10 protein-coding genes are annotated in these 13,803 nt (G+C 69.8%); 3 read left to right on the forward strand and 7 right to left on the reverse strand.

The window, feature by feature from the left end; all coding sequences use genetic code 11:
- Nucleotides 1-13: 13 nt before the first annotated feature.
- The 7 genes from HNQ52_RS11475 to HNQ52_RS11505 form a co-directional block, all read right to left on the reverse strand.
- Entirely contained in the window at nt 14-826 is an 813-nt protein-coding gene (locus HNQ52_RS11475) for a BPSS1780 family membrane protein (protein WP_183961314.1), read from the reverse strand.
- Between the two features lie 82 nt (nt 827-908).
- Nucleotides 909-2,258, reverse strand: a complete 1,350-nt coding sequence (locus HNQ52_RS11480) for an APC family permease (RefSeq protein WP_183961315.1) — start codon at nt 2,256-2,258, stop codon at nt 909-911.
- A complete protein-coding gene (locus HNQ52_RS11485) occupies nt 2,222-3,007 on the reverse strand; it encodes a L,D-transpeptidase family protein (RefSeq protein WP_183961316.1) in 786 nt (261 codons plus the stop codon). Before HNQ52_RS11485 ends, HNQ52_RS11480 begins: the two co-directional genes overlap by 37 nt.
- Before the next feature lie 110 nt (nt 3,008-3,117).
- A complete protein-coding gene (locus tag HNQ52_RS11490; RefSeq protein WP_183961317.1) occupies nt 3,118-3,966 on the reverse strand; it encodes a MurR/RpiR family transcriptional regulator in 849 nt (282 codons plus the stop codon).
- Between the two features lie 7 nt (nt 3,967-3,973).
- Nucleotides 3,974-5,080 carry a dipeptide epimerase gene (locus HNQ52_RS11495; RefSeq protein WP_183961318.1) on the reverse strand — a complete coding sequence of 369 codons (1,107 nt, stop codon included), beginning with the start codon at nt 5,078-5,080 and terminating at the stop codon, nt 3,974-3,976.
- A 22-nt stretch (nt 5,081-5,102) separates the two neighbouring features.
- Nucleotides 5,103-6,506 carry a C40 family peptidase gene (locus HNQ52_RS11500; RefSeq protein ID WP_425486494.1) on the reverse strand — a complete coding sequence of 468 codons (1,404 nt, stop codon included), beginning with the start codon at nt 6,504-6,506 and terminating at the stop codon, nt 5,103-5,105.
- Nucleotides 6,503-7,696 carry a DUF819 family protein gene (locus tag HNQ52_RS11505; RefSeq protein ID WP_343059339.1) on the reverse strand — a complete coding sequence of 398 codons (1,194 nt, stop codon included), beginning with the start codon at nt 7,694-7,696 and terminating at the stop codon, nt 6,503-6,505. The genes HNQ52_RS11500 and HNQ52_RS11505 overlap by 4 nt, the downstream gene beginning before the upstream one ends.
- 271 nt (nt 7,697-7,967) lie before the next feature.
- On the opposite strand from HNQ52_RS11505, the gene HNQ52_RS11510 reads away from it, so the two are divergent.
- The 3 genes from HNQ52_RS11510 (at nt 7,968) to lysA (ending at nt 13,801) form a co-directional block, all read left to right on the forward strand.
- Nucleotides 7,968-9,413 (forward strand): transglutaminase-like domain-containing protein, encoded by a 1,446-nt coding sequence (locus HNQ52_RS11510; protein ID WP_425486499.1) that lies wholly within the window; start codon nt 7,968-7,970, stop codon nt 9,411-9,413.
- Nucleotides 9,414-9,448: 35 nt separating this feature from the next.
- Nucleotides 9,449-12,460: a TonB-dependent receptor gene (locus HNQ52_RS11515; RefSeq protein ID WP_183961321.1), complete on the forward strand. Its 3,012-nt coding sequence runs from the start codon at nt 9,449-9,451 to the stop codon at nt 12,458-12,460.
- A gap of 66 nt (nt 12,461-12,526) precedes the next feature.
- Nucleotides 12,527-13,801 carry a diaminopimelate decarboxylase gene (lysA, locus tag HNQ52_RS11520; RefSeq protein ID WP_183961322.1) on the forward strand — a complete coding sequence of 425 codons (1,275 nt, stop codon included), beginning with the start codon at nt 12,527-12,529 and terminating at the stop codon, nt 13,799-13,801.
- Nucleotides 13,802-13,803 lie beyond the last annotated feature (2 nt).

Below are 13,803 nucleotides of genomic sequence, written 5' to 3' on the forward strand. Positions count from 1 at the left end.
AGCGACGAACCGGTCAGGCTTCGAAACTCGGCGGCGGCGACGGCGGGGCCGGCGGCGGGGGTGCGTCGACCGGTGCGATTTCCTGCGTGACGCTGCCGCGGAACACGTCGCGCCAGGCGCGGTACATCGCCACCGACACCACCGGGACGAACGCGATCGTCAGCAGCAGCTGCGCCAGGATCGGCGAAACGAAACCGATCACCACCATCACCACGATCGCCACGAGCAGCAGGATGCCGACGTAGACCAGGATCGCGCCGATGTTGGCGAGGCAGGCCTTGAGGCTTTCCTGCATGGCCGGGATCGGCTCGATGTTGTCGAGCATCACGCGCGGGGTCGCGAAAAACGTCAGTGCGTACGCGAACACGCCGATCGCCAGCGCGATGACGAAGAACAGCAGGAAGCCCGCGCCCAGTCCCGCGCCGACCACCGCGCCGCCGGAATTGGTGGCGCCGGTGATGCCCGCGCCGAGCAGGGCGCCGCCGAGGAAGATCACCGCGAGGATGCCGATCACGATGCCGGCCGCGATGCCCGGCAGGCACAGCATCAGCATCTTCGGCAGCTTGCCGGGTTCGTTGAAGGCCTGGAACAGGTGCTTGAAGTCGGCCGTGCCGCCGCCGTCCTGCTCGCGCGCCGCATACATGATGCCGCCGTAGAGCGCCGGCCCGAGGATGGCGAGCGCAAGGCTGCCCAGGAGCGGCACGAGGCTGACCACGGCCACCACCACGCCCATCAGCGCGAAGGGCCCCGGGTTGCGCAGAACGAGGTTCACCGATTCGGTAAGCCACTTGAGGCCCTGGCCGGCCGGAACAGTCTGGAAGGACATCGCGGAAATCCTCTGGTTGAAGACGCAAGCATACCGTTACGGACCAGGACGCGGCACGCGGACAGGCGTGACGGCGCGCCGCTCAGCCCGCGGCGCGGCGCTGCACCAGGTAGATGCCCGCCCCCACCAGCATCGCCACCGCGCCGGCCGCGAGATTGGCGAGGCTCGCGCTCGCGAGCAGCCCCAGCGACAGCACCAGCGCCGCGACCGGAATCGCCGCGCCGCCCGGCAACTGCAGCGCGCCCGGACGGTGTCCGTGACGCCGCCGCAGCACCAGCACCGCCACGCAGGTGCCGATGTACGCCACCAGCCGTGTCACCACCGACAGCAGCGCCAGCGCGACGAACGATCCGGACAGCGCGAGCGCCAGCGCGATGACGCCCTGCACCACGATCGCCACCGCCGGCGTGTGGAAGCGCGGATGGATGCGTGCCAGCACGCGCGGGCCGAACCCGTCGGCCGCCAGCGCGTACAGGAAGCGCGGGCCGAGCAGCATCGTGTTGCTCGTGGTGCCGAGGATCGACACCGTGGCGCCCACCGTCAGCAACAGCGCGAACCACGCGCCGCCGAAGCCCGCGGCCGCGTCCGCGAGCGGCGTCGACGACTGCGCAAGCCCGGGCAGCGTGCCCTGCGCCACCAGCTGCACCGCGGCATACAGCAGCGTCACCACCACGATCATCGTCACCAGCGCAAACGGCACGTCGCGACGCGGGTTGCGGTACTCGCCGGCGGCCGCCGGGATGTTCTCGAAGCCGGCATACGCAAACAGCAGCAGCAGCGCCGCCTCGCCCAGATTGCCGAGCGGCGGCAGGCCCACCGCCAGCGCCAGCGACCAGTCCGCATGGAACGCGCCGAGCAGCACGAACAGCAGCAGCGGCACCAGCTTGCCGACCACGAGCGCAATGCCGAAGCGCGCCGCCGCCTTGACCCCGACCACGTTGACCACGGTCAGCAGCACCAGCGACACGGTCACCACCGTCGCCTGCCCGAGGCCGTCCTTCGCCGCCGGCCAGACATGCGCCACCGCCGCGGCAAGCCCGTTGCTCAGCGCCGCGGCCGACGCCACGCGCGTGAGCCAGATCATCCAGCCCACCTCGAACCCGATGAACGGTCCGAACGCCTCGCGGGCGTACAGGTACGAGCCGCCGGGCTGGTCGAAATAACTCGCCGCCTGCGCATAGGTCAGCACGAGCAGGCACACCGCGAGCCCCGCCAGCAGCACCGCCCACAGGCTGGCCGGCCCGAGCAGCAGCGCGGTCGCGGCCGGCAGCAGGTAGATGCCGCTGCCCACCACATCGTTGATCGACAGTCCGAGGATCTGCCAGCGCCCGACGACGCGTTCGAAGCCCGCGCCGCCGCCGCTCTCGGCCGCCGCCAGGTGCTCGCCGCGCGCGCTCACGTCGACGCGTCCGGCAGCGCGGGCAGGCGCCATGCCGCCTGCAGCCGCGCATAGTCCTCCGCGGTGAGCTGCACGAACACCGGCCGTTGCGCCGGATCGATCCAGCGCAGCAGCGCGCGCATGTGCGCGTCCGCCATCGCCGTGCAGCCCGCGGTGGGCACGCCGGGCGCGCTCCACAGGTGCGCGAAGATGCAGCTGCCGGCCGCGGCCTCGCGCCGCGGATTGTGTTCGATAACGAAGCCCTGCCGGTAGCGCTGGTCGCCATCGACGTGGATGTCGCGCCGCATCGGCTCGGTGCTGCCCTCGACCGCGGCCTCGCCGACCTCGCGCGTGTCCACGATGCTGTTGTAGAGCGGCGAGTCGGCCACGTCGATGCACCAGTCGGTCGCGGTCATCGGCGTGTAGTTCAGCGCGGTGTCGGCCGTGTCCGCATAACCGAACGCGGTGCCGATGGCGAACACGCCGGCCGGCGCGCGGCCGTCGCCTTCGGCCTTGCGCGGCCCCTCCGCTTGCGGCGGATGCAGTCCGATGCCCCAGCCCAGGCCGGCGCGGCCGACGGTCACGTCGAACGCCACGCCGGTCGCATGCCAGCGCCGGCCCTCCCGCGTGAACGTCCGGAGCGTGCCGTGGTCGGCGTTCCAGTTTGGCGTCGTGACGACGACCATCTGCGCGGCGTCGTGCCAGGGCAGGGCGTCGGCAGCAGTGTCGGCCGCCTGCAGTGCGGGGGCCGCGGACGCGATGCCCATCAGGACGGCGACACGAGTGGAAAGCGGGTGGCGCATGCACGACTCCTTCGCGAACTTCGCTACATCGAACCGGAAGATCCGGACAGACGCAACCGCCGCATCACCGCCGCGCCGTCTTCCCGCCGCCGGGCGTGACGCCGACGCCGTCACGGGTCCAGCAGATGCGCGATGCGTTCCACCTGGGTCGCGAAGCGCGCCTGCGTCGCATCGTCGCGGCGGAACAGCAGCACGAACAGGACATCGAGCAGATGGTTCAGCGCCGCGCGGTACAACAGCGGTTCCACGTGCAGCATGGCCGAATGCGCCGACACCACCAGCGCCACGTCCGCCTGCGCACGCAGCGGATTGGCGGTGTGGCGCGTCACCGACAGCAGGCGTCCGCCGCCGAGCTGGAACTGCCGCGCCAACTGCGCGAGTGCCGCGTGTTTGCCCTGTTCGGAGAAGAGCACGAGCACGTCGTCGCGGCCCGCGCCGGCCAGATGCGCCAGCATCGGCAAGGGATCGGTCTCGTGCAGCGCGAGCTTGCCGAGCATCGCGAGCTTGAGCGCGAACTCGCGCGCCGCGATGCCGTCGGCGCCGAAGCCGCAGACGAAGATACGTTGCGCACCGTGCAGTGCGTCGACCGCCGCGTCGATCGTGGCGTCGGGGTTGAGCAGGCGGGTCTCTTCGCCGGCGGCGGCCTTCTCGCGCCACAGCGCGTCGGCCAGCGCGGCGTGGCCGCCCGTGGCGTCGGCCGCGATCGGCGCGTCCGCATCGCCGCCGCCGTCGCGCGCGAGCGCTTCGCCGATCGAGAACTTGAGGTCCGGGTAGCCCTTGAAGCCGAGTTTCTGGCTGAACTTCACCACGCTCGACTGGCTGATGCCGAGCGCGCTCGCGAGCTGCTGCGACGAGTAGTCGCGCAGCAGGTGCGCGTTGTCGAGCACGTAGTCGGCGATGCGGCGTTCGATCGCCGACATCTGGTCGCGCTCGGAGCGGATCTTGATCAGCGGCGTCATGCGCGCATCACTCGCCGGGCGCCGGCATCGGTTCGAGCCCGCGCACGCCGCGGATGCCCAGGCCCGGCGCGTCGGTGATGGAAATTTCCGATTCGTCGAAGCGCACGCCGCCGTCCACCGGATTGAAGGTGCACAGCGAGGGGCCGTCAAGGTCCACCTTGGTCACGATGTGCGATTTCGCCACCGCCACGTGCACCGCCGCCGCCACGCTGATGCTGGTCTCGATCATGCAGCCGATCATGCACGGCACCTCGTAGAGCGCGGCGATGTCGGCGATGCGGATGGCGTTGGAAATGCCGCCGGTCTTCATCAGCTTGATGTTGATGATGTCGGCGGCGCGGCGCTGGATGAGATCGACGACTTCCGCCGGGCCGAACACCGACTCGTCCGCCATCACCGGCGTGTGCACGCGGTCGGCCACGTACTTGAGACCGTCGATGTCGCGCGCGCGCACCGGCTGTTCGAGCAGTTCCAGGTGCACGCCGGCATCCTCGAGCTGGTGCATCGCGTGCACCGCCTGCTTCGCGGTCCAGCCCTGGTTGGCGTCGAGCCGCAGCAGCGCGCGGCCCTCGACCGCGGCATGGATCGCCTTCACCCGCTCGATGTCCACGCCGATGTCCTTGCCGACCTTGATCTTCAGCGACTCGAAGCCGCGCTCCACCGCGGCGACCGAATCGGCGACCATCTTGTCGATGTAGTCGACACTGATGGTGATGTCGGTGGCGATCACCGGATCGCCGCCGCCGAGCATGCGGTACAGCGGCGTGTCGTACAGCTGGGCCCACAGGTCGTAGATCGCGATCTCGACCGCGGCCTTGGCGCTGGTGTTGCGTTCCAGCGCGGTCTGGATCAGGTGCACGTTGCGATTGAGATTGGCGATGTCCTGCCCGATCAGGCGCGGCGCGATGTAGCGGCCGATCGCCTCGGCGATGGACCCGTGCGTGTCGCCGGTGATGACCGCCGTGGCGGCGGCTTCGCCGTAGCCGACGTGGCCGGTGTCGGTGTGCACGGTGACGATGATGTCCTCCACCGCCGCCACGCTGCGCAGCGCGGTCTTGAACGGCGTCTTCAGCGGGACGCGCAGCATGGCGAGCTGGATGTCGGTGATTTTCATGCGGTGCTCAGGCATGCGGTGCTCAGGGAGGGGTCGGCGCGCGGACGCGCTGGATGGCGGTGATGCGGTCGACGAGCGGGGTGCCGTCGCCGGCCAGCAGGGATTCGAGCGGCGTCACCGACACCGCGTTGAGCGGCACGCGTGTCGCTGCGCCGTCGGCACCGCGCACGCTCACGCCGGTGACATCGTGGATGACGAAGGTGGAGTCGTTCTCGCGCCCGATCACCATCATCACGTGGCCGGGGATGTAGACGAGGTCGCCGACGTCGAGGCCGCGCACCACCGCCAGGCGCCGCGCGTGGCTGGTGTTCGGTTCGAACACGATGCGATCGAGCGCCGGGCTGCGGGCCTGGTCGCCGGTGTTGCGCGGCAGCACCAGGCCGACGGCGCGATAGACCTCCGACACGAAGCCGCTGCAGTCGCGCGTGCCGTCGGCGTGGCCCCAGCCGTAGCGTTCGCCGAGGAACTTGAAGCCCTGGCGCAACAGGTTGGCTTCGGTGTACGGCAGATAGTCCGTCGCCACGTCGGCGGTTTTCGGCAGCAGCGCAGGAACCAGCGCGAGTGCTCCGTCCGCGCCGCGGATCGGAAGCTCGATCACGTACGAGGACAGCGGATGCTGGCCGTTCACCGGCACGTCCGCCGGCCAGTCGGCGCGCAGCGGCACGCGCACGCCCATGTCGAGCTGCAGATCGGAGACCTGTGGTTGCTCGCGCGTGAAGACGGTGCGCGCGGTGGCGCCGGTCACCACCACGTGCGGCTCGCGCGTGGCGTAGTCGAGCACCGTCGCGCGCTCGCCCGATGCGAGGAAGCGCGACTCGATCCACGCTCGGTACAGCGCACTCGCGACGAAGCTCCACGCACCGTCGCGGCTGCGATGCAGCACCGCGACCGGCGTGCCGGGGAACAGTGCGCTTTCCTGGAAGCGGTCGATGTCGGTGTCGCCGGGCGTGCTGAACACGCGCAGTGTCGCTGGGAACGTGCGCAGGTCGGCGCGCTGCGTGACCAGGGCGAACGCGGGCGCGACGTTGGCGCCGATGGTCTCCAGTGCAAGGTCGTCCGCGAGCGCGTCCAGCGTCGCCTGCGGCACGGGGTTGCCGTCGCCGTCGAACAGCGCGCGTGTCGGCGGCGCCGACAACGCGCGGATCGCGGCCTCGATGTCGGCGCGCGGCAGCGTGGCGGGCACCGCCGCCAGGTCGTGCACGGCCGGATCGTCGGCGACCATGCGCGCGTTCTGCGCGGCGATCGCGGCGGCGGTCATGCGGCGTCGTTGCGCGTCGTCCTGGCGCGCGATCCAGTACGCCGGATCGAGCTGTTCGGCACGCACGCCGACGAGCGATGCCGTCGTGGCGGACGGCGGGACGGGCACGGGCCGCGTCGCGCAGCCGCCGACGAACACCGCCATCAGGAGCAACAGCAAACGCATCATCCACCTCCGGCGGGAGCAAGCGACGTCAGCAGCGGCGCCATGACCAAACCCACGCCGGTGCCGAGGATGTAACCGAGCAGCGCGAGCAGGACCGCGACCGGCACCAGCGCCGGGCGGTAGGCCGCGGCCAGGATCGGCGCCGACGCCACGCCGCCGATCTGCGCCAGCGACGCGATGCCGCACAGCGCCAGGTCGAACTTGAACAGCTTCGCCGCGCCGGCGAGCAGGGCGGCATGGATCGCGAGCGCGCACAGGCCGCACAGGATGAACAGCGGCGCCGCCGCGAGACCGGAGAAATCGCTTTTCGATGCCATCACCGCAACGATCAGCGCCAGCAGCGAGGAGGCGATCGGTGCCGGCCCCGGCATCCTGGCCAGCGGCGTGCGCGCAACCAGAAGGCCGGCGAGCGTGGCCAGCAGCACGGTGATCGTCGTCGGCGACAGGATCGCGATCCCGGGCAGTGCCCGTGCCACGGCCTGGGCACCGAGCGCCACCGACAAGGCGATGCCGAGCCACGCGAGCACCTGCCCCGGCGCCACGCCCGGCAGGTCGGCGGGCGGCGGCGGCGCGCACAGCATCGCGACCGGTTCGACCCGCTCCAGCGTGTCGCCCGCCGCCAGCACACGTCGCGAGGCGCCCGACCACCGATCGAACGCGTGCGCGAGCGGCGCGGTCGCGAACAGCGCCACCACCCACAGCGAATAACACACCGCGTCCGTCAGCAGGGCCGACGCGAGCGCGCTGTCCGGCAACCCGATCGCCTGCTTGACCGCCAGCAGGTTGGCCGTGCCGCCCACCCAGGTGGCATTGAGCGCGGCGAAGATCTTCGCCGCGTCGGCAGGCAATGCACTGCGGAACAGCACGAAGGTCAGCAGCAGCCCGGCGCAGATGCTCAGCATCGCGCACGCGAACACGCCGAGCACGCGCGGTCCGAGCGCGACGATGGCACGCAGATCGCACGTGACCATCAGCAGGAACAGCAGCGCGGGCAGGGCGTGCGTGGTGATCGCGTCCTGTGCCTCGCGGATCGCGTCGGTCGCGGTCCACGTCCCGGCCACCGCGAGCAGCATCACGACGAGGTAGGTCAGCACGATCGGCGGCAGGAATTCGAACACGCGCCAGCCCGTGCGCCGTTCGAGCGCGGGGAACGCACCGGCCGCGAGCAGCACCACCGCCAGAAAAGGCCACACCGTCCGGATCATCGAGTCCCCGTTGCGCGCGTGGGCGCCGGTCCCGGCCGTGAGGCGTCGGGAGCGCGTCCGTATCGATGCAGAATACTAATTTCTCCGCAGTTGGCAACGAGGAATAATTTATTGACCACGCCGTGACGCGCGTGTTACACAGTGCCAATCGGGGGCAGATTGGCAGGGCCAGCACGCCGTGAAAAGCAGCGCACGCACGAGGGGGCGTCCGGAGCGGCAGTGGCGACAGCACGCCATCCTGCGCGCCGCGCTTGTCTGCGTGCTTTGCGTCGGCGCCGTCGGCGCACACGGGCGCAGCCAGCCCGAGTCGCCGGACGAGTCGCTGCGGCGCATCATCGCCACCGTGGATGCCGGCCAGTTCGCGCTGGCCGAACGCCGCATCGACGACCTGCTCGCACAGGTCCCGGCCGACGCTCCGCTTGCGCGCGACATCGCGTTCGAACGCGAACGCATGCGCCGCATCCGGCTGGATTTTCCGCTCGACGCCGCGGCCGTGCAGCGGCGCCTGCGCGAGCAGGTGCCGGATTACCGCGACGCCGATTTCGAGCGCTGGGACGCGGCCGGCCTGCTCGAAAAGCAGGTCATCGACGGCGACACGTTCTACTTCAAGAGCGCCGTCTCCAACCTGTTCCGCCTCGACGCGGAGGCCGCCGCGCGCCGGTCCGCGGCATTCGCGCCTGCGCCCGACGGCCCGCTGTACGCGCTGCATCCCTACCACGCCGCGCTGCGCCGCGCGGCGCTCGCCGCGAACGCCAGCCACGCCCTGCCGCAGCGCGTGCGCGTGACCTACACGCTGACCGTGGACCCGGATGCGGCGCCGGCGGGCAGTACCCTGCGTGCGTGGCTGCCGTTTCCGCGTGCGATCGCCGGCCAGCAGGACCACATCCGCCTGCTGGCGAGCACGCCTGCCGACGCCCGCATCGCGCCGGAGGCGACGCTGCAGCGCACCGCCTACCTCGAACGCACCGCCGTCGCCGGCCAGCCCACCGAGTTTTCCATCCGCTACGAGGTCACGCTGTCCGGCCAGTACCACGCCATCGATCCGGAGCGCGTCACGCCGTCCCCGTCCACGGCCGAGCTCGCCGAGTTCACCGCCGAGCGCCCGCCGCACATCGTCTTCACGCCGGCCATGCGCGCGTTCTCGGAACGCGTCGTCGGCGACGAAACAAATCCGGCGCACATCGCGCGAAAACTCTTCGAAGCCGTCGATCGCATTCCGTGGGCGGTCGCGCGCGAGTACTCGACCCTTTCCAACATCGGCGACTACGCCCTGCACGCCGGCCACGCCGACTGCGGACAGCAGACCCTGCTGCTGATGACCCTGCTGCGCCTCAACGGCATCCCGGCGCGCTGGCAGTCGGGCTGGGAATTCTTCGGCGACGGCTACGACTCGATGCACGACTGGGGCTGGCTGTACCTCGCGCCGCACGGCTGGGTGCCGATGGACGTGACGCGCGGCCTGCTCGCCAGCGACGACCCGGCGCTGCGCTGGTTCTACCTCGGCGGCCTCGACGGCTACCGCATCGCCTTCAACGACGACTACGCGCGCGACTTCGATCCGCCCAAGCGGCACCCGCGCTCGGAAACGGTCGACTCGCAGCGCGGCGAAGTCGAGTGGGACGGCGGCAACCTCTATTTCGACCAGTGGGACTACAACTTCGCGTGGGAACCGCTGCCGGCACCCGATGCCGCGGCGGCCCGCTAGGCCTCCATCAACACCGCTCCGGGGAAGGGAACGACATGCACGCAGGAACGTTGCGAAAGACGGCGCTGGTCGCAGCGCTGGGACTGTGCCTGGCCTCGCTGGCCGCACTGCAGCCCGCCGCTGCCGCGAGCAACGACGGCGCGCTGAGCGGCCAGCTGCTCGGCGCCGGCGAGAGCGCGGTCGAGGGCGCCACGGTCACGGTGCGCAACACCGACACCGGCCTCACCCGCACCGTGCGCGCGGACGCCGACGGCGGCTTCCGCTTCCCCTTCCTGCCGATCGGCGACTACGTGCTCGAGGTGGAGAAGGACGGCGTGCGCTCCGCCCGCGTCGAGGACGTGCGCATCAGCCTCGGCAACTCGACCAACCTCACCGTGCCGCTGAACACCACCTCGCTCGACGTGGTGGAGGTGGTCGCCTCCAACGCGCTCGCCGCCATCGACGTGACCTCGACCGAATCGGCCACCAACCTCACCCGCGAGCAGCTGCAGGTGTTGCCGGTGGAGCGCGATCCGCTTGCGGTCGCGTTCCTCGCGCCGGGCCTGGTGAAAGGCGATCCGGCCTTCGGCGGCATGTCGTTCGGCGGCTCGTCGGCGGCGGAGAACTCGGTCTACATCAACGGCCTCAACGTCACGGACTTCTACAACCGCGTCGGCTTCTCGTCGGTGCCGTATGCGTTCTACAAGGAATTCCAGATCAAGACCGGCGGTTATTCGGTCGAGTTCGGCCGCACCACGGGCGGCGTGATCAACGCGGTGACGCGCAGCGGCACCAACGAGTTCGAATTCGGCGCGGAAGTGCTGTGGGAGCCGAGCTCGCTGCAATCGGCCGCGGAGGACCGCTACGACGCCGACGGCAACCGCTACATCGCCGCCAGCCGCGACGAATACGACCGCAGCAGCCTCAACGTGTTCGCGTCCGGCCCGATCGTGCAGGACCGGCTGTTCTTCTTCGCGATGTACGAGGCGCGCGACTACCAGCCGGTGAACACCTCCAACAGCGGCAGCACCTTCAGCGACGAGAGCAACGACGACGGGTTCTGGGGCACCAAGCTCGACTGGCAGATCACCGACAACCACCTGCTCGAACTGCTCGCCTTCTCCGACGGCAACGAGGCGGTCACGGACGTCTACGGCTACGACTTCGACACGGGCACGCGCGGCCCGCTGAGCAACACCACCTTCACCGAATCGGGCGGCGACAACTACGCGCTCACCTACACCGGCTACCTCACCGACGACCTGTCGATGAAGGTGCTGTACGGCGGCAACGAGCGCAACCGCTCGGTCAACAGCACCAACGACATCAACTGCAACCGCGTGTTCGACAACCGTCCGGCGCCGCTGCGCGGCGACCAGGGCTGCACGATCAGCTCGATCATCGAGGATCGCGTCGACGACCGCGAAGCGCTGCGCTTCGACTTCGAATGGGCGCTCGGCGACCACCTGCTGCGCTTCGGCCTCGATCGCGAAGTGAACACGTCCGAGTACAGCCGCTTCAACCCGGGCCCGGGCGGGCTGCGCTACGACGTGTTCTCCACCACGCCCGGTGCCACGCTGGCGAACGGCGGCGTCGTGCCCGAGGGCGTCGAGGCCTACGTGCGGACGCGACGGCTGGAGGTCGACGGCGAGTTCGAGACCGAGAACTCGGCCTACTACATCGAGGACAACTGGTCGGTCTCCGACAACGTGGTGCTCAATCTCGGCGCGCGCCTGGAAGGTTTCGACAACAAGAACGGCGAAGGCGACAGCTACATCAAGATCGACGACATGTTCGCGCCGCGCCTCGGGTTTTCGTGGGACGTGAACGGGGAGGGCACCTCGAAGGTGTTCGGCAATCTCGGGCGCTATTTCCTGCCGGTGGCGAACGTCATCAACATCAAGCAGGCTGGCGGTTTCCTCGACGAGCGCGTGTTCTACGCATTCGAGGGCTACGAGGAACTGGTCAACAACGGCCAGGAGTATCTGCTGCCGATCCTGGGTGCACAGATCGGACCGGTCGACAACTCGCAGGGCGACGGCACGGTCGGCGACCTGCGCGGCGAGGTCGATGCCGACATGGATCCGGTGTACCAGGACGAACTGATCCTCGGCTACCAGGGCATGCTCGGCGAACGCTGGTCCTGGGGCGTGCGCGGCATCTACCGCAAGCTGCACAACGCCATCGACGACATGGAGATCACGTCCAACGGCATCCTCTGCGACGGCGAGCCCGGTTCGGTCGGCTACGTGATGGGCAACCCGGGCGAGGAGGTCACCGTCTACACCGACAGCGATTGCGACGGCGAGAACGACGGCTACGTCACCATCGACACCTCGCAGGCCGGGTGGGCGCTGTACGACGACGACGGCAACTACGTCGGCGAGCGCGGCTTCGACAAGCCGCGCCGCAACTACAAGGCGCTGGAATTCCAGATCGACCGCGTCTGGGACGATGTCTGGGCGTTCAATGCCTCGTACACGCTGGCCTACAGCCGCGGCAACGCCGAAGGTCCGGTGAACTCCGATACCGACTTCGCCGATGCCGGCCGCACCGAAAACTTCGACGATCCGTTCGTGAATCTCGATGGCTACGGCTACCTGCCGAGCGACCGCCGCCACCAGATCAAGGTGCGCGGTTCGTACGCGCTCGGCGACCACTGGCAGGTCGGTGCCACGCTCAATGCCAGTTCGGGCGGACCGATCACCGGCTTCGGCGTCGGCAACCCCTTCGACGGCACGAACTACCACAGCTTCTACGTCTGCGTGGAGAACTGCACGTCCGACACGCCGTCCGAACGCGTCTACCGGCTCTCGCCGCGCGGCGGCTACGGCCGCCTGCCGTGGACGTACGAAGTCGGTGCCAGCGTGACGTATCTGCAGGAGCTGGGCGAAGACGTGGATCTGCGCGTGAAGCTCTCGGTCTTCAATCTGTTCGACCAGCAACGCAAGATCGAGGTCGATCAGGAGGCCGATGCCGATATCGGCGAGCCGAACGAGTCCTTCCTCCAGGCCACGAGCTTCCAGTCCCCGCGTTACGCGCAACTGCTGGTGTCCCTGAATTTCTGAGCGTCCCCGCCGCGGTCCAGGGACGGACCGCGGCGTCATCGGGCGCGCGCGCCCAGGAAACCTGCCTTGACCCCCATCACGGAACAGGACGGCGTCTGGCGGCTCGACGGCGTCGACCTGCATGCGCTCGCCGACGCCGTCGGCACGCCGACCTACGTCTATTCGTCCGCGACGATCCGCGCGCGCATCGCGGAGCTGCAGCAGGCGGTGCGCGGGCTCGATGCGCGCATCTGCTACGCGGTGAAAGCCAATCCCAACCTCGCCGTGCTCGCGCTGATGGCCCATGCCGGCCTCGGCGCGGACATCGTCTCCGGCGGCGAGCTGCAACGCGCGCTGCGCGCCGGCATTCCCGCGCAACGCATCGTGTTTTCCGGCGTCGGCAAGACGGAGGCCGAGATCGTCGCGGCCGTCGAGGCCGGCATCTGGCGTTTCAACATCGAGTCGCGCGACGAGCTGCATCTGCTGTGCCGCGTGTCCTCGCGCCTGGGCACGCTCGTGAACGCCGCGCTGCGCCTGAACCCCGATGTCGACGCCCGCACGCACGCCAAGATTTCCACCGGACGCGCGCAGAACAAGTTCGGCGTCGACCGCGACGAGGCCTGGCGCTGCTTCGCCGACGCGGCCGAATGCGCCTACGTGCGGCTCGACGGCCTGCACATGCACATCGGCTCGCAGATCGTCGAACTCGATCCGTTCCGCGAGGCGCTGGGCCATGTTGCCGGCTTCCGGAAGGAACTCGATGCCGCCGGCTATCCGGTCCGCAGCATCGATGTCGGCGGCGGTCTGGGCGTGCGTTACGCGCTGCACGCGCCGGCTCCCGTGCCGGTGCAGGACTACGCCGACGCGATCCGTTCCGCCTTCGCGGACTTCGACGGCACGCTGGTGCTCGAACCCGGCCGCTGGCTCGTTGCCGACGCGGGCATCCTGCTCACGCGTGTCATCCGCGTGAAGCCGGGCGCGGAGCGGCCGTTCCTGATTCTCGACGCCGGCATGAACGATCTGCTGCGACCGGCGCTCTACGACGCCTGGCACGGCATCGTGCCGCTGCATGCGCGCGAGGCGTCCACGCGGCGCTACGACGTCGTCGGCCCCGTGTGCGAAAGCTCGGACACCTTCGCCGTCGATCGGGACCTGCCGATGTGCGGCGCGGGCGATCTCGTCGCGATCCTCGGCGCCGGTGCCTACGGCGCATCGATGGCGTCGACATACAATTCCCGCCCGCTGCCCGCCGAGGTGCTGGTCGATGCCGGGTGCCATGCCGTGGTGCGGGAACGGCAGACGGTCGAGGCCATGCTGGCCGGCGAGGCCGCGCGCGGGCCGGGTATCGAACCGGCGCCATGAGA

The sequence above is a fragment of the Chiayiivirga flava genome (assembly GCF_014202825.1).
GTDB lineage: Bacteria > Pseudomonadota > Gammaproteobacteria > Xanthomonadales > Xanthomonadaceae > Chiayiivirga > Chiayiivirga flava.

What these genes read in the sequence shown, in the direction of transcription:
- HNQ52_RS11475 (WP_183961314.1), bottom strand. Translation starts at nt 826, where the DNA reads ATGTCCTTCCAGACTGTTCCGGCCGGCCAGGGCCTCAAGTGGCTTACC.
- HNQ52_RS11480 (WP_183961315.1), bottom strand. Translation starts at nt 2,258, where the DNA reads ATGGCGCCTGCCCGCGCTGCCGGACGCGTCGACGTGAGCGCGCGCGGC.
- HNQ52_RS11485 (WP_183961316.1), bottom strand. Translation starts at nt 3,007, where the DNA reads ATGCGCCACCCGCTTTCCACTCGTGTCGCCGTCCTGATGGGCATCGCG.
- HNQ52_RS11490 (WP_183961317.1), bottom strand. Translation starts at nt 3,966, where the DNA reads ATGACGCCGCTGATCAAGATCCGCTCCGAGCGCGACCAGATGTCGGCG.
- HNQ52_RS11495 (WP_183961318.1), bottom strand. Translation starts at nt 5,080, where the DNA reads ATGAAAATCACCGACATCCAGCTCGCCATGCTGCGCGTCCCGCTGAAG.
- HNQ52_RS11500 (WP_425486494.1), bottom strand. Translation starts at nt 6,506, where the DNA reads ATGATGCGTTTGCTGTTGCTCCTGATGGCGGTGTTCGTCGGCGGCTGC.
- HNQ52_RS11515 (WP_183961321.1), top strand. Translation starts at nt 9,449, where the DNA reads ATGCACGCAGGAACGTTGCGAAAGACGGCGCTGGTCGCAGCGCTGGGA.